General features: G+C 56.2%; 17 protein-coding genes. 15 read left to right on the plus strand and 2 right to left on the minus strand.

Features of this window, described 5'->3' with window-relative positions; all coding sequences use genetic code 11:
• The first annotated feature begins 65 nt into the window (after positions 1 to 65).
• From ACT9TW_RS12440 to ACT9TW_RS12505, 14 genes are all read left to right on the plus strand, one after another.
• Complete coding sequence (locus ACT9TW_RS12440) at positions 66 to 644, plus strand: phage baseplate assembly protein V (RefSeq protein ID WP_446492535.1); 579 nt, start codon at positions 66 to 68, stop codon at positions 642 to 644.
• Entirely contained in the window at positions 641 to 1,000 is a 360-nt protein-coding gene (locus ACT9TW_RS12445; RefSeq protein ID WP_446492536.1) for a GPW/gp25 family protein, read from the plus strand. The genes ACT9TW_RS12440 and ACT9TW_RS12445 overlap by 4 nt, the downstream gene beginning before the upstream one ends.
• Positions 987 to 1,895 (plus strand): baseplate assembly protein, encoded by a 909-nt coding sequence (locus tag ACT9TW_RS12450; RefSeq protein ID WP_446492537.1) that lies wholly within the window; start codon positions 987 to 989, stop codon positions 1,893 to 1,895. Before ACT9TW_RS12445 ends, ACT9TW_RS12450 begins: the two co-directional genes overlap by 14 nt.
• Entirely contained in the window at positions 1,888 to 2,493 is a 606-nt protein-coding gene (locus tag ACT9TW_RS12455) for a phage tail protein I (protein WP_446492538.1), read from the plus strand. Before ACT9TW_RS12450 ends, ACT9TW_RS12455 begins: the two co-directional genes overlap by 8 nt.
• Entirely contained in the window at positions 2,490 to 3,890 is a 1,401-nt protein-coding gene (locus tag ACT9TW_RS12460) for a phage tail protein (protein WP_446492539.1), read from the plus strand. The genes ACT9TW_RS12455 and ACT9TW_RS12460 overlap by 4 nt, the downstream gene beginning before the upstream one ends.
• Before the next feature lie 2 nt (positions 3,891 to 3,892).
• A complete protein-coding gene (locus ACT9TW_RS12465) occupies positions 3,893 to 4,327 on the plus strand; it encodes a tail fiber assembly protein (protein WP_446492540.1) in 435 nt (144 codons plus the stop codon).
• A gap of 132 nt (positions 4,328 to 4,459) precedes the next feature.
• Positions 4,460 to 5,632: a phage tail sheath protein gene (locus ACT9TW_RS12470; protein ID WP_446492541.1), complete on the plus strand. Its 1,173-nt coding sequence runs from the start codon at positions 4,460 to 4,462 to the stop codon at positions 5,630 to 5,632.
• Between the two features lie 9 nt (positions 5,633 to 5,641).
• Positions 5,642 to 6,157: a phage major tail tube protein gene (locus ACT9TW_RS12475; RefSeq protein WP_446492542.1), complete on the plus strand. Its 516-nt coding sequence runs from the start codon at positions 5,642 to 5,644 to the stop codon at positions 6,155 to 6,157.
• Positions 6,158 to 6,211: 54 nt separating this feature from the next.
• The gene (locus tag ACT9TW_RS12480) at positions 6,212 to 6,514 is read left to right on the plus strand and encodes a phage tail assembly protein (protein WP_063135363.1); all 303 of its coding nucleotides are present in this window, start codon (positions 6,212 to 6,214) and stop codon (positions 6,512 to 6,514) included.
• A gap of 14 nt (positions 6,515 to 6,528) precedes the next feature.
• Entirely contained in the window at positions 6,529 to 6,648 is a 120-nt protein-coding gene (locus tag ACT9TW_RS12485; protein WP_446492543.1) for a GpE family phage tail protein, read from the plus strand.
• The gene (locus ACT9TW_RS12490; RefSeq protein WP_446492544.1) at positions 6,641 to 9,943 is read left to right on the plus strand and encodes a phage tail tape measure protein; all 3,303 of its coding nucleotides are present in this window, start codon (positions 6,641 to 6,643) and stop codon (positions 9,941 to 9,943) included. Before ACT9TW_RS12485 ends, ACT9TW_RS12490 begins: the two co-directional genes overlap by 8 nt.
• Positions 9,943 to 10,428 carry a phage tail protein gene (locus ACT9TW_RS12495; protein ID WP_154052041.1) on the plus strand — a complete coding sequence of 162 codons (486 nt, stop codon included), beginning with the start codon at positions 9,943 to 9,945 and terminating at the stop codon, positions 10,426 to 10,428. The genes ACT9TW_RS12490 and ACT9TW_RS12495 overlap by 1 nt, the downstream gene beginning before the upstream one ends.
• The gene (locus ACT9TW_RS12500) at positions 10,425 to 11,525 is read left to right on the plus strand and encodes a phage late control D family protein (RefSeq protein ID WP_446492545.1); all 1,101 of its coding nucleotides are present in this window, start codon (positions 10,425 to 10,427) and stop codon (positions 11,523 to 11,525) included. The genes ACT9TW_RS12495 and ACT9TW_RS12500 overlap by 4 nt, the downstream gene beginning before the upstream one ends.
• A 67-nt stretch (positions 11,526 to 11,592) precedes the next feature.
• Positions 11,593 to 11,808: an ogr/Delta-like zinc finger family protein gene (locus ACT9TW_RS12505; protein WP_012016760.1), complete on the plus strand. Its 216-nt coding sequence runs from the start codon at positions 11,593 to 11,595 to the stop codon at positions 11,806 to 11,808.
• 288 nt (positions 11,809 to 12,096) lie between these two features.
• Here the strand turns inward: ACT9TW_RS12505 and ACT9TW_RS12510 are convergent, their stop codons facing one another.
• The gene (locus ACT9TW_RS12510) at positions 12,097 to 13,782 is read right to left on the minus strand and encodes an aspartate:alanine antiporter (protein WP_182060160.1); all 1,686 of its coding nucleotides are present in this window, start codon (positions 13,780 to 13,782) and stop codon (positions 12,097 to 12,099) included.
• A gap of 274 nt (positions 13,783 to 14,056) precedes the next feature.
• Between ACT9TW_RS12510 and ACT9TW_RS12515 the strand changes: the two genes are divergently transcribed.
• The gene (locus ACT9TW_RS12515; RefSeq protein ID WP_182060161.1) at positions 14,057 to 14,431 is read left to right on the plus strand and encodes an inner membrane protein YbjM; all 375 of its coding nucleotides are present in this window, start codon (positions 14,057 to 14,059) and stop codon (positions 14,429 to 14,431) included.
• Positions 14,432 to 14,461: 30 nt separating this feature from the next.
• Here ACT9TW_RS12515 and ACT9TW_RS12520 read toward each other — a convergent pair whose 3' ends face one another.
• Positions 14,462 to 14,731, minus strand: a complete 270-nt coding sequence (locus tag ACT9TW_RS12520) for a GrxA family glutaredoxin (protein ID WP_014069504.1) — start codon at positions 14,729 to 14,731, stop codon at positions 14,462 to 14,464.
• Positions 14,732 to 14,750: the final 19 nt, after the last annotated feature.

Here is a 14,750-nt window from a genome sequence, read left to right on the forward strand (position 1 = left end):
TTGTGTGAGTGAGTAAACAATGGATTCAGCTTACAACAGATAAGAAGCGTTGACATCATAAATTCATGAATGCACAACTCACAGAAATCATGCGCCTTATCACCAACCTGATCCGCACCGGCACCGTGACTGTAGTGGACCGGGAGAACTGGCTGTGCCGGGTAAAGGTTGGCGAGCTCGAAACCAACTGGATTAACTGGCTGACGCTGCGCGCCGGTGGTGCCCGCACATGGTGGTGCCCATCGCCGGATGAGCAGGTGGTGGTCATTAGCATGGGCGGCAATCTCGAAACTGCGTTTGCGTTGCCTGCCATTTACTCCAGCCAGTTTGCACCGCCGTCGGATTCTATGGATGGGTGTGTGACGCAGTACCCGGACGGGGGCTGGTTTGAGTATGAACCCGCCACCGGGCGCTGGCACGTCAGGGGTATCAAATCCATGGTGATTGAGGCGGCTGACCATATCACCCTCAAAACCTCTCAGTTTGTCGTAGAAGCCGACACCACGCGCATCAACAGTAACGTTGTGATCAACGGTGCAGTCACCCAGGGCGGCGGCCCGATGAGTTCCAACGGGATCGTGGTGGATGACCACGCGCACAACAAAGTTAAATCAGGCGGCGACACGTCGGGAGGCCCGGTATGACGCTGTATATCGGTATGAGTCAGCGCAACGGCAAGACCATCACGGACACGGACCATCTTCGCCAGTCGGTACGCGATATTCTTGTTACCCCGCAGGGCAGCCGCATTGCCCGCCGGGAGTATGGTTCCCTGCTGTCCGTCCTGATTGACCAGCCGCAGAACCCGGCGCTGCGCCTACAGATCATGTCGGCGGTGTATATGGCCCTGAGCCGCTGGGAGCCACGCCTGACGCTGGACTCCATCACCATCAGCAGCAATTTTGACGGCTCCATGGTGGTTGACCTTACCGGGCTGCGTAACAACGGCGCGCCGGTTTCCCTTTCCGTATCAACAGGAGCAGACAATGGCGGTCATTGACCTTTCACAGCTCCCCGCGCCGCAGATTGTGGACGTGCCGGATTTTGAGACTCTGCTGGCCGAGCGCAAGGCCGCCTTTGTGACGCTGTATCCGGCGGATGAGCAGGCTGCCGTCACGCGCACGCTGGCGCTGGAGTCTGAACCCATCACTAAACAGCTGCAGGAAAGCACGTACCGCGAGGTACTCTTGCGCCAGCGTATCAACGAGGCCGCGCAGGCAGTCATGGTGGCGTATGCCCTCGGTGGCGATCTGGACCAACTCGCCGCCAATTACAACGTCAACCGCCTGACGGTTACGCCTGCCGATAACGACGCGGTGCCACCGGTTGCTGCTGTGATGGAAAGCGACGACGCTCTGCGTCTACGTGTGCCTGCTGCATTTGAGGGGCTGTCGGTAGCCGGTCCGACGGCGGCGTATGAGTTTCACGCCAGAAGTGCGGACGGGCGCGTGGCGGATGCCAGTGCAACCAGCCCGGCCCCGGCGGAAGTGGTTCTGACTGTACTGAGCCGCGAGGGTGATGGTGCGGCAGAAAATGACCTGCTGGCAGTGGTCGAAAAGGCGCTGAACAACGAGAGCGTGCGACCGGTAGCGGATCGTCTGACGGTCCGTAGCGCCGAAATTATCCCGTACAGCGTGGAAGCAAACATCTTTCTCTATCCTGGACCGGAGGCTGAGCCGGTAATGGCGGCCGCAAAAGCCAGCCTGCAGAAATACATCGCCAGCCAGACACGGCTCGGACGCGATATCCGCCGCAGTGCCATCTATGCTGCGCTACATGTCGAAGGTGTGCAGCGTGTGGAGCTGGCATCCCCGATGAATGATGTGGTGCTGGACAAAACGCAGGCTGCATCCTGCACGCAGTGGAATGTGACCAACGGGGGCACGGATGAATAGCTTGCTGCCGCCTGGCTCAACACCGCTTGAGCGCCGACTGGCGCAGACCTGCAGCGGGATTTCCGATCTGCAGGTGCCGCTACGCGATTTGTGGAACCCGGCAACCTGTCCGGTCAGTTTACTGCCGTATCTGGCGTGGGCGTTTTCTGTGGACCGCTGGGACGAGAGCTGGACGGAAAGCGTTAAGCGCCGGGTGGTGCAGGATGCGTTCTATATCCATCAGCACAAAGGGACAACCAGCGCGGTGCGTCGGGTAGTGGAGCCGTTCGGCTTCCTGATCCGCATTATCGAATGGTGGCAGACCGGTGAACAGCCAGGCACGTTCCGCCTGGATATCGGCGTGCAGGACCAGGGCATCACGGAAGAAACCTATCTGGAGTTGGAGCGCCTCATCAGTGACGCCAAGCCCTGCAGCCGTCATCTGATCGGCATGTCCATCAACCTGCAGACCGGCGGGCCGTATTTCGTCGGCGCAGTCATCTACACCGGCGAAGAAATCACGATTTACCCGTATATCAACGACACCATTATTTCTGGCGGCAGCGCTTATGAAGGCGGTGCCGTCCATGTTATTGACACAATGAGAGTGAACCCATGAGCGCAAAATTTTATACCCTGCTGACGGATATCGGCGCGGCGAAACTGGCAAGCTCCGCCGCGCTCGGTGTGCCACTGAAAATTACCCAGATGGCTGTAGGGGATGGTGGCGGTGTGCTGCCAACACCAAACGCTCAACAGACAAAGCTGGTTGCCGAAAAGCGCCGCGCTGACCTCAACATGCTGTATATCGATCCGCAGAACAGCAGCCAGATTATTGCTGAACAGGTGATCCCCGAAACCGAGGGCGGTTGGTGGATTCGTGAGGTCGGTCTGTTCGATGAAACCGGCGCGCTGATTGCTGTGGGCAACTGCCCGGAGAGCTACAAGCCGCAGCTGGCGGAGGGGAGCGGTCGCACACAGACCGTGCGCGTGGTGCTGATTACCAGCAGTACCGATAATATCACCCTGAAAATTGACCCTTCGGTAGTTCTGGCAACCCGCAAGTATGTCGATGACAAGGTGCTTGAGCTTAAGGTGTACGTGGATGACCTGATGGCGGCGCATATTGCTGCAGCTGATCCCCATACGCAGTATGCGCCAAAGGCAAGCCCGACGTTCACCGGCACGCCGAAAGCACCGACAGCGGCGGCAGGTAACAATACCACTCAGCTTGCTAACACTGCTTTTGTGCAGGCGGCGCTGGTTGCCCTGGTTGGTGGTGCGCCCGCTACACTGGACACTCTGAAAGAAATTTCAGCAGCAATCAGCAATGACCCCAATTTCAGCACCACCATTAATAACGCGCTGGCGCTGAAAGCACCACTTGCGAGCCCGGCCCTTACCGGAACGCCAACGGCACCTACTGCGTCACAGACGGTGAACAACACCCAGGTTGCCACCACGGCATTTGTTAAATCAGCCATCGCGGCGCTGGTAGCATCATCCCCGGCAGCGCTGGATACGCTGAATGAACTGGCTGCGGCGCTGGGTAACGATCCGAACTTTGCCACCACTGTGATGAATGCGCTGGCGGGAAAGCAGCCTCTGGATTCAACACTTACTGCTCTGGCGGGTAAGAACATTGCCGGACTTCTCGCCTATCTTGGTCTGACGGATATTGTGCAGTCAGGTGTAGGGACTGGCCTGCTTGGCCCGGCAGGCTATATCAAAATCCCGTTAATCATTGATGGCGGGAAACAGATATTTATTATGCAGTGGGGTTTAGTTACGGATAACTCACAGGCAACCGTAAACTACCCGACAGCGTTCCCAACCAGGGTGGCTTTGGCTCTGGCTACCCCGCTAACATCATTTACTGCCGGGGTTGCCTCCGTCTCGATGGCAAACGTGGACACTATTAGTCTTACACAGTTAAACATCATTGTTGCCAAAACGGTGAGCGGATCGCAGGTAGCATTTCCCCGCTCTGTGTTATGGCTGGCTTTAGGATACTAACGATGAATGCATACTTTTTTAGCGCCTCTGCACCTGGATTTTTCGCGCAGGATTTGAAAGATGTTTATGATTCTGCCGGAACCTGGCCTGACGATGCAGTGAGCATTGACAATGACACCTGGCGACAATTTATCTTCACGCAGCCCCCGGGAAAACAACTGGGTGCGGACGTACAGGGGATGCCTGTCTGGATTGATAATCCTGAGCCTTCGGCAGAAGAGCTTATAGCTGCTGCCAGTAAGGAAAAACAAGAGCGCATAGAGCAGGCGAATTTTTACATCAATAGCAGGCAGTGGCCTTCAAAGCTTTCATTGCAGCGTTTATCTGATGATGAAAAGGCGGCCTTTAATACCTGGCTTGATTACCTTGATGCACTGGATGCTTTAGATATCTCAGCAGCGCCGAATATTCACTGGCCGGAAAAACCCGCTGAATAACCAATCCCCCGCAATTGCGGGGATTTTTATACCTTTCCATTGTGTCATTTTCCTCACATCTTGCAGCACGTGCGCCAGGCGCATATCACCCTGAACATAGGCATACCCCCTGTAAACCGGAGAGACTGCCTTATGGCTCAGGATTACCACCACGGAGTGCGCGTTGAAGAAATCAACGATGGCACCCGGTCCATTACCACGGTTAGTACCGCTATCGTCGGCATGGTCTGCACCGGCGATGATGCCGATGCATCCATGTTTCCCCTCAATAAACCGGTCCTGCTCACCGACGTGCTGACCGCCAGCGGTAAAGCAGGCGAGTCCGGCACGCTGGCCCGCTCGCTGGATGCCATTGCCGACCAGGCTAAACCCGTGACCGTCGTTGTGCGTGTTGCCCAGGGTGAAACCGAAGCGGAAACCACCGCGAATATTATCGGCGGCGTGACAGCCGACGGCAAAAAAACAGGCATGAAAGCACTGTTATCTGCGCAGTCCCAGCTCGGCGTTAAGCCGCGTATTCTTGGCGTGCCGGGGCACGACACGCAGGCGGTTGCCACTGAGCTGCTGAGCGTGGCGCAGAGTCTGCGAGGATTCGCCTATCTGTCAGCCTACGGCTGCAAAACGGTAGAGGAGGCCATTGCCTACCGCGATAACTTCAGCCAGCGCGAGGGGATGCTGATCTGGCCTGACTTCATCAAGTTTGACACGGTGCTTAACGCAGACGCGACTGCCTATGCATCCGCCCGTGCGCTTGGCCTGCGTGCCAAAATTGACGAGCAGACCGGCTGGCACAAAACCCTGTCCAACGTGGGTGTGAACGGCGTCACCGGCATTTCTGCTGATGTGTTCTGGGATTTGCAGGACCCGGCAACCGATGCGGGGCTGCTGAACCAGAACGATGTCACCACGCTGATCCGAAAAGACGGCTTCCGCTTCTGGGGTTCGCGCTGCCTCAGTGACGATCCGCTATTTGCCTTTGAGAACTACACTCGCACGGCGCAGGTGCTGGCTGACACCATCGCTGAAGCGCATATGTGGGCGGTGGATAAGCCGCTCAACCCTTCACTGGCCCGCGACATTATTGAAGGCATTCGCGCCAAAATTCGCAGCCTGGTGAGCCAGGGTTACCTCATTGGCGGTGACTGCTGGCTGGATGAGTCCGTGAATGATAAGGACACGCTCAAGGCCGGGAAGCTGCTGATCGATTACGACTACACGCCAGTACCACCGCTGGAAAATCTGCTGCTTCGCCAGCGTATCACCGATCAGTATCTGATTAATTTCGCCAGCCAGGTCAGCGCATAAGGGGGCAGCATGGCTTTACCACGCAAGTTAAAACACCTGAACCTGTTCAATGACGGGAACAACTGGCAGGGGATCATTGAATCTCTGACCCTGCCTAAATTTGGTCGAAAGTTTGAAAAGTATCGCGGCGGCGGTATGCCCGGTTCGGCGGATGTTGATCTGGGGCTGGATGATGGCGCGCTGGACACGGAATTTTCAATCGGTGGCACCGAACTGCTGTTATTCAAGCAGATGGGAAAAGCCACCGTCGATGGTATCCAGCTGCGTTTCACCGGCTCCATTCAGCGTGACGATACCGGCGAAGTGCAGGCCGTGGAGCTGGTTGTGCGCGGGCGACATAAAGAAGTCGATTCCGGCGAATGGAAAACCGGAGAGAGCAACACCACAAAAGTCAGCAGCACCAACAGCTACGCGAAGCTGACCATCAACGGCGAAGTGCTCTATGAGGTTGATGTAATCAACATGATTGAAATCGTTGATGGCGTGGACCTGATGGAAGAGCACCGCAACGCCCTGGGCCTCTGACCTACTTTAAAGGCGCGGGCAGCCGCGCCAGTCCATTATTAACAGGAAATGACAATGAGCGAACAACTGACTGAAAAAACCGTACAGCTGGACACCCCAATCAAGCGTGGTAAAACCGAAATTGCCGAAATTGTGCTGCGCAAGCCGCAGTCCGGCGCGCTGCGTGGCACCCGCCTGCAGGCGATCATGGATATGGACGTCGGCGCGATGATGACGATTATTCCCCGCATCTCCACGCCCGCGTTGACCGCTCAGGAGATGGCAGAACTGGACCCTGCCGATCTCACCGCATTGTCTGTAGAGGTGGTGACTTTTTTGTTGAAGAAGTCGGTGCTTGCCGGTTTGCCGACAGCCTGACGGTAGAAGATCTGGTGGCTGATATCGCCACCATTTTTCACTGGCCGCCGTCCGTCACTGACATTATGCCTCTGACTGAAGTGCTGGAGTGGCGGCACAAAGCGATACAGAGAAGCGGGGCCAGCGATGAGTGATAACAACCTGCGCCTGCAGGTAATTCTAAATGCGGTTGATAAGCTCACCCGCCCATTCCGAACAGCGCAGGCCAGTTCAAAAGAGCTGGCTACCGCCATTCAGCAAAGCCGCGCAAGATTAAAAGAACTGGACGCCCAGGCGGGTCGTATTGATGGCTTCCGCAAGGCAAGCGCGCAGCTGGCCGTCACCGGCAACAGTCTTAAAGCCGCACGCGAAGAAGCGGCGAAGCTTGCCACGCAGTTCTCGGCCACTAACCGCCCGACGGCGGCACAGGCTCGTCTGCTTGAGCAGGCAAAAAACCGCGTTAACGAGCTGCAGAGCAAATACAACGGCCTGCGTCAGTCGGTACAGCGTCAGCGTCTTGCGCTCAATGAGGCCGGACTGGACACCAAAAAGCTGAGCAGTGCGCAGCGGGAGCTGCGGCAGAATACCGACGAAACCCGGCAGGCGCTGGACCGACAGCAGAAATCCCTTAAGCGCCTGGGCGAGCAGCAGGCCCGAATGAACGCCATCCGCGATCAGTATTCGCGGCGCCTTGAGGTGCGGGATCGTATCGCGGGCGCCGGAGCAACGACTACTGCCGCCGGGCTGGCGATGGGCGCGCCGGTGATGGCTGCCGTTAAAAGCTATGCCAGCATGGAAGATGCGATGAAAGGCGTGGCAAAGCAGGTTAACGGGCTGCGGGACGACAACGGCAACCGCACAAAACAGTTTTACGACATGCAGGATGCCATCAAGGCCGCCAGTGAACAGCTGCCGATGGAGAATGGCGCCATCGACTATGCCGCGCTGGTTGAAGGTGGCGCCCGCATGGGCGTGACAAACCAGAACGATTCTTACGAAGACCAGAAGCGTGACCTGCTGGCCTTTGCATCCACTGCAGCAAAGGCCGCAACGGCATTCGAGCTGCCCGCTGATGAGCTGGCGGAGGGGCTGGGGAAAATCGCGCAGCTGTATAAAGTGCCGACCCGCAATATTGAACAGCTTGGCGATGCCCTGAATTACCTGGACGATAACGCCATGTCTAAGGGCGGCGATATCATCAATGTGCTGCAGCGCATGGGGGGCGTGGCAGACCGGCTTGATTTCCGAAAGGCTGCCGCGCTGGGTTCCACCTTCCTGTCTCTGGGCGCCGCGCCTGAAATCGCCGCCAGCGCATCAAATGCGATGGTGCGCGAACTGTCGATTGCGACCATGCAGAGCAAGCGGTTCATGGAAGGTATGGATCTGCTTAAACTCAATCCAGAAGAGATTGAAAAGCAGATGACAAAGGACGCAATGGGAACCATTCAGCGCGTGCTGGAGAAGGTCAACAAGCTGCCGCAGGATAAACGCCTGTCCGCCATGACGATGATATTTGGCAAAGAGTTTGGCGATGATGCAGCGAAGCTTGCAAACAACCTGCCGGAGCTGCAGCGACAGCTGAAACTCACCTCAGGCACTGAGGCTAACGGCTCCATGCAGAAAGAATCCGATATCAATAAGGATTCACTTTCCGCGCAGTGGTTGCTTGTTAAAACGGGCGCGCAGAACGCTTTCAGTAGCCTGGGGGAAACACTGCGCCAGCCGCTGATGGATATCATGGGGTACGTCAAAAACGTGACCGGGGCACTGCGTCGATGGGTTGAGGCTAACCCGCAGCTGGCGGGCACGCTGATGAAAGTGGCGGCGGCCACTGCCGCGATCACCGTTGTGCTCGGCACGCTGGCTGTGGCCGTGGCTGCCGTGCTGGGGCCACTGGCGGTGATCCGTTTAGGCCTGTCCGTACTGGGTGTAAAAACACTCCCCTCCGTTATGTCTGCAGTGACCCGCACCGGCGGCGCGCTGTCCTGGCTGGTAAATGCGCCGCTTTCCCTGTTGCGCCGTGGCATGGCGGCATCCGGCAGTAGCGCCGGATTGCTGGCATCTCCCCTTAACTCCCTTCGCCGTTCTGCCGGGCTGGCTGGCAATGCGCTGAAAGCGCTGGCCGGTGCTCCGGTTGCTGTCCTTCGCAGCGGAATGTCTGGTATTCGCAACATTATCGGCATGGTAATGAATCCGCTGGCCGCGTTGCGCGGGGGGTTATCCGCAGCCGGTGGCGTGCTTCGTTTTCTGGCGTCCGGCCCGCTGGCCCTCCTTCGCGTCGCGCTGTACGGGATTTCTGGATTGCTGGGCGCCCTGCTTAGTCCGATAGGGCTGGTTGTGGCGGCTCTGGCTGGCGTGGCGCTGGTTGTCTGGAAATACTGGCAGCCGATAAGCGCATTTTTAGGCGGAGTGGTTGAAGGGTTCAAAGCTGCAACTGCGCCTGTCAGTGCGGCTTTTGAGCCACTGCAGCCTGTTTTCCAGTGGATAGGTGACAAGGTCCAGGCGTTGTGGGGCTGGTTTACTGATCTGCTGACGCCGGTTAAGTCCACATCTGCAGAGCTGCAAAGCGCGGCATCGATGGGGCGGCAGTTTGGCGAAGCGCTGGCAGAAGGGCTGAACATGGTCATGCACCCGCTTGATTCGCTTAAATCGGGCGTGTCCTGGCTGCTTGAAAAACTCGGCATTGTCAGCAAGGAGGCGGCAAAAGCGAAGCTTCCTGAGAAGGTCACGCGGCAGCAGCCAGCCACTGTAAACACAGACGGTAAAGTGGTGCTGCCCCCTGGCGGATTCCCGACGATGGGTTTTGCTGGCATGTACGACAGCGGCGGTACCATTCCGCGCGGCCAGTTCGGCATCGTGGGCGAGAATGGCCCTGAGATTGTTAACGGGCCTGCCAATGTCACCGGCAGGAAACGGACTGCTGATCTGGCAAGGGTGGCGGCAACGCTCAATCCTTCCCGGACGGAACCGGCCAGCGCTAAACAACGTCCTGAGCGCGGGATTATTCTGCCACCTGAGATTGTTAACGCCCCGGTAAATCTTCCAGGTCGGGAGCGTGCTGCGGAGCTGGCAGATATCGCTGCAGCCGTCATGCCAGCACCGGCCATTACGCAAACCACGGATAACAGGGCTGACCCGATGGCTATGCGCCAGAAGGTGTTCGCTTCCGTCGTCGCTGGCGTAATGGGCCTTGCGGCAACCCCGGCAGAAGCCGCACCACTTCATCCGTACAGTGTACCTGTCAGGACGCAACCGGCGCAGTCGGCGAAGGCAGAGAGACAGCCGCAGGTAATTCAGTACGAGATAAGCGCGCCAATTCATATCGTCGCCCAGCCAGGGCAAAGCGCACAGGATATCGCCCGCGAGGTGGCCCGGCAGCTTGATGAGCGTGAGCGCAGGGCCAGGGCAAAAACACGCAGTAATTTCAGTGACCAGGGGGGATACGAATAATGATGATGGTGCTGGGGTTGTACGTATTCATGCTGCGCACCGTGCCCTATCAGGAGCTGCAGTATCAGCGCAGCTGGCGGCACGCAGCCAACAGCCGGGTTAACCGGCGCCCGGCAACGCAGTTTCTTGGGCCGGATAACGATTCGCTTACGCTGTCCGGCGTCCTGCTGCCGGAGATTACCGGCGGCAGGCTGTCTTTGCTGGCGCTGGAGCAGATGGCGGAGCTGGGTAAAGCCTGGCCTTTGATTGAGGGGAGCGGGACGATTTACGGCATGTTTGTGATCGAGAGTCTGAGCCAGACAAAAACAGAATTTTTTGAAAGCGGTATGCCCCGACGCATTGAATTTTCGCTGAGCCTAAAACGGGTGGATGAATCGCTGTCTGATATGTTCGGCAGCCTCAGCGATCAGCTCAGTAATTTGCAGGACTCCGCCACTTCTGCGATAGGCAATATGAAAAATACGGTTGGAGGGTTACTGCAGTGAATTTCAGCTCTGATCTCCTGAACCTGAACAGCAAAACCCCCGGTTTCAGCATCATCATTGAAGGTAAAGATGTGACTACCGTGCTGGATGCGCGCCTGATGAGTCTGACGCTGACGGATAACCGGGGCTTTGAAGCGGACCAGCTTGATCTGGAGCTGGACGACTCGGACGGGCAAATCGTTCTGCCGCGTCGGGGGGCAATTATTCAGTTTGCGCTGGGGTGGAAAGGTCAGCCGCTTTTTCCGAAAGGGGCTTTTACTGTCGATGAGATTGAGCACAGCGGCGCGCCAGACCGTCTCACAATTCGCGCGCGTAGTGCAGATTTCCGTGAAACCCTGAACACGCGGCGTGAAAAGTCCTGGCACCAGACAACTGTGGGCCAGGTGGTGCAGGATATTGCCGCCCGCCATAATCTGAAACTGGCGCTGGGCAAAGACTTGACGGAAAAGACGCTGGATCATCTGGACCAGACCAACGAAAGTGATGCGAGTTTCCTGGTAAAGCTGGCGCGCCAGTTTGGGGCGATTGCCTCCGTGAAGGACGGGAACCTGCTGTTTATCCGCCAGGGACAGGGTAGAACGGCCAGCGGCAAGCTGCTGCCGGTCATCACCATCACCCGCCAGGCCGGTGACGGTCATCGTTTTACCCTGGCTGATCGCGATGCCTATACGGGGGTAATTGCCAGCTGGCTGCATACCCGTGAGCCAAAGAAAAAAGAGACAGCAAAGGTTAAGCGCCGTCGAAAGAAAACAACCGCGGCAAAGGAGCCGGAAGCAAAACAGGGAGATTACCTGGTTGGAACGGATGAAAACGTGCTGGTACTCAACAGAACTTATGCAAACCGCAGCAATGCAGAGCGAGCGGCAAAGATGCAGTGGGAACGCCTGCAGCGCGGGGTTGCAACATTCTCCCTGCAGCTCGCAGAAGGCCGGGCAGATCTCTACACTGAAATGCCGGTGAAGGTTAGCGGCTTCAAGCAGCCTATTGATGATGCGGAATGGACCATCACCACGCTAACGCATACCGTCAGCCCGGATAACGGATTTACGACCAGTCTGGATCTCGAAGTGAAAATAGATGAGTTCGAAATTGAATGATTAGTTCCAAATTGAGAACAATGATGTATCATTATTGCGAACTGGTTAAGAGTGAGGGCTAAACGAAATGATGAATTGTCCGATGTGTGGTCAGGCCGCGCATACACGCAGTAGCTTTCAGGTTTCCAGTGAAACCAAAGAACGATACAACCAGTGCACCAACATTGAGTGTGGGCATACGTTCGTGACACATGAGACTTTTGTTCGATCTGTCTGCCGCCCGCAAAAAATCAGCGCCGCACCGCCTCATCCGAAGGGAATGCAGGAACAATTAGCTTACTGATACTGACCCGCCGCTGGCGGGTTTTTTATTGCAAGTTGTCGCCATAGCAAAAGCGCTGTCGCCACTTTGTCGCCATGTATGGATAATTAGTGTTGTAAGTGATTGATTTTATGGGTGGTAAATTTCAGGCAACAAAAAACCCATCAACCTTGAACCAAAACGGCGGGGTTGATGGGCTCCACAAATTGGGGACATCAAAGAAAAGCAGTGGCACTAATTATGACTACCCCCTGAAAGAAAAGTTCTGCGCATATCTAAAATATTTTCGACTATGCGCAAATTTTCTCTTTATCCCAGTCCTGGCCAGATGATGATGATGAGTGTACCGGCGAGTGTCAGCAGGACGTTGGCGATAGCGTAGGTGCCCGCGTAACCCAGCGCCGGGATGTTGCTGCGCGCGGTGTCGCTGATGATTTCCATCGCCGGGGCGCAGGTACGCGCACCCATCATGGCGCCGAACAGCAGGGCGCGGTTCATGCGCAGCACGTAAGCACCAAACAGGAAACAAATCACCACCGGCACCAGGCTGACGATAAGTCCGGAAACCAACATTTGCCAGCCGACAGAGCCCAGGCTGTGGCCAATGCCACTACCGGCGCTTAAACCCACGCCGGCCATAAACACCATCAGACCAAACTCTTTCACCATGTTCAGCGCACCCTGTGGGATATAACCGAAGGTCGGGTGGTTAGCTCGCAGGAAGCCAAGCATAATCCCGGCGAACAGCAGACCTGCAGCGTTACCGATGCCAAAACTAAAGTTGCTGAACTGGAAGGTGATCATCCCGATCATCAGGCCAACAATAAAGAAGGCGCAAAATGCCAGCAGGTCGGTCACCTGGCTGTGAATGGAGATAAAGCCGATGCGGTCAGCAACGGTTTTCACGCGACGCGCATCACCGCTCACTTGCAGCACATCACCTTTGTTCAGTACCACGTTATCGTCGATTGGCATCTCAATCTGGCTGCGGATCACGCGGTTTAAGAAACAACCGTGATCGGTCAGCTTCAGCTGCGCCAGGCGGCGGCCAACGGCATTATGGTTTTTCACCACAATCTCTTCGGTGACGATACGCATGTCGAGCAGATCGCGGTCGAACACCTCTTTACCGTTACGGAAGCTGGGGTCGAGGCGCGCGTGGGCATCAGGGTAGCCTACCAGAGCGATATCATCGCCCATCTGTAATACGGCATCGCCGTCGGGGTTTGCCAGAATGCCGTTACGGCGGATACGTTCGATGTAACAACCTGTCTGGCGGTAAATGCCCAGCTCGCGCAGATTTTTACCGTCGGCCCAGGCAACCAGCTCTGGCCCCACGCGATAGGCGCGAATAACCGGGAGATAGACTTTACGTTTGCTGTCGGTGTCCAGACCGCGCTCGCGGGCAATTTGCTGCGCGCTGGTCTGCAAATCCTGGTGCTGGAGTTTTGGCAGGTAACGCGCGCCAACAATCAGGCTCACCAGGCCAATCAGATAGGTCAGGGCATAGCCCAGGCTCAGGTGATCGAGTGCGGTTGAAAGGGAATCGCCCGCCATACCGGAGTGGCGAAGGGTATCGCCCGCACCCACCAGCACCGGCGTGGAGGTCATGGAGCCTGCCAGCATACCGGCCGTTAAGCCGATATCCCAGCCAAACAGTTTACCCAGACCTAACGCTATCAGTAGCGCGCTGCCGACCATCACCAGGGCCAGCATCAGGTAATTCTTACCGTCACGGAAGAAAATTGAAAAAAAGTTCGGGCCTGCTTCCACGCCAACACAAAAAATAAACAGCATAAAACCTAAGTTGAGCGCGTCCGTGTTAATGCTGAAATGCTGCTGACCTAATAATAAAGAAACGACTAAAACGCCAATCGAATTACCAAGTTGAACTGAACCCAGGCGTAATTTACCCAGGCAAAGGCCCAGTGCCAGTACCACAAATAATAACAGGATGTAATTCCCGTTTAACAAGTCTGCGACGTTTATATTCACGGAGGCTAACTTCTTGTTTACCAGTAAGTTGTTGAATGAAGAGGCTATTTGGGCTACTGTTTTGGGCGTCAGGGAAAAATCCTAAATCCCATACACCCTTAATTAATTCCGTAAAACAATAGCCGCGGGTTAGTTTAATCGTATTAACGACAGGCGGCTACCTATTATCGCATTACCCTGTGCGGGCTTCGGCAAGGATTGCCACACTGCTTTATCTGACTGGGCGTCCACTGGACGAAAGTGTATTTGATAGAGAAGAAGTCAGGAGGATAGTTTGAACATTAAACGAAACTGGGCGGGCGTGATCAGCTGTTTTTTGCTCTTCACGGTGGTTTGCCTGTCTTTGGCCTTTAATGTGAAAGGGGCATTCAGGGCCTCAGGCCATCCGGAACTGGGTTTGCTCTTCTTCACCCTTCCGGGGGCGGCGGCCAGTTTTCTCTCTCGCCGGGGAGAGGTGGTCAAGCCGTTGTTGGGGGCAATGCTGGCCGCACCGTTGTGCCTGTTACTGATGCGTCTGCTGTTTGTCACGACAAGAAGCTTCTGGCAGGAGCTGGCCTGGTTACTGAGCGGGGTTTTCTGGTGTGCGTTGGGCGCGCTGTGTTTCTTATTTGTTCGCAGCCTGATGCGCCAGCGGCGTCACCACAAATAAAAACGCCCTCGCGCTGAGGGCGTCTTACCATTACTGGGCGGCAAACAGGCCCAGGTTTTCTTTGGCGTAAGCTTCGAAATCAGTGCAGCCGCCAATGTGTTTCTGATCGAGGAAAATCTGCGGTACGGTTTCAACCGGTTTACCTACGGTTTTTTCCAGATCGGCTTTGCTGATCCCTTCCGCATGGATATCGACATAACGGAAGTTAAAGTCATCACGCTCTTCGGTCAGTTTTTCTGCCAGTTCTTTAGCGCGCACACAGTAAGGGCATCCTGGACGACCAAAAATTACTGCAAACATTTCTCTCTCCTCAAAAAAC

It is taken from the genome of Enterobacter sp. C4G1, assembly GCF_052886895.1.

Coding starts and splice junctions, on each gene's coding strand:
- ACT9TW_RS12440 (WP_446492535.1), top strand. CDS start 66: ATGAATGCACAACTCACAGAAATCATGCGCCTTATCACCAACCTGATC.
- ACT9TW_RS12445 (WP_446492536.1), top strand. CDS start 641: ATGACGCTGTATATCGGTATGAGTCAGCGCAACGGCAAGACCATCACG.
- ACT9TW_RS12450 (WP_446492537.1), top strand. CDS start 987: ATGGCGGTCATTGACCTTTCACAGCTCCCCGCGCCGCAGATTGTGGAC.
- ACT9TW_RS12455 (WP_446492538.1), top strand. CDS start 1,888: ATGAATAGCTTGCTGCCGCCTGGCTCAACACCGCTTGAGCGCCGACTG.
- ACT9TW_RS12460 (WP_446492539.1), top strand. CDS start 2,490: ATGAGCGCAAAATTTTATACCCTGCTGACGGATATCGGCGCGGCGAAA.
- ACT9TW_RS12465 (WP_446492540.1), top strand. CDS start 3,893: ATGAATGCATACTTTTTTAGCGCCTCTGCACCTGGATTTTTCGCGCAG.
- ACT9TW_RS12470 (WP_446492541.1), top strand. CDS start 4,460: ATGGCTCAGGATTACCACCACGGAGTGCGCGTTGAAGAAATCAACGAT.
- ACT9TW_RS12475 (WP_446492542.1), top strand. CDS start 5,642: ATGGCTTTACCACGCAAGTTAAAACACCTGAACCTGTTCAATGACGGG.
- ACT9TW_RS12480 (WP_063135363.1), top strand. CDS start 6,212: ATGAGCGAACAACTGACTGAAAAAACCGTACAGCTGGACACCCCAATC.
- ACT9TW_RS12490 (WP_446492544.1), top strand. CDS start 6,641: ATGAGTGATAACAACCTGCGCCTGCAGGTAATTCTAAATGCGGTTGAT.
- ACT9TW_RS12495 (WP_154052041.1), top strand. CDS start 9,943: ATGATGATGGTGCTGGGGTTGTACGTATTCATGCTGCGCACCGTGCCC.
- ACT9TW_RS12505 (WP_012016760.1), top strand. CDS start 11,593: ATGATGAATTGTCCGATGTGTGGTCAGGCCGCGCATACACGCAGTAGC.
- ACT9TW_RS12520 (WP_014069504.1), bottom strand. CDS start 14,731: ATGTTTGCAGTAATTTTTGGTCGTCCAGGATGCCCTTACTGTGTGCGC.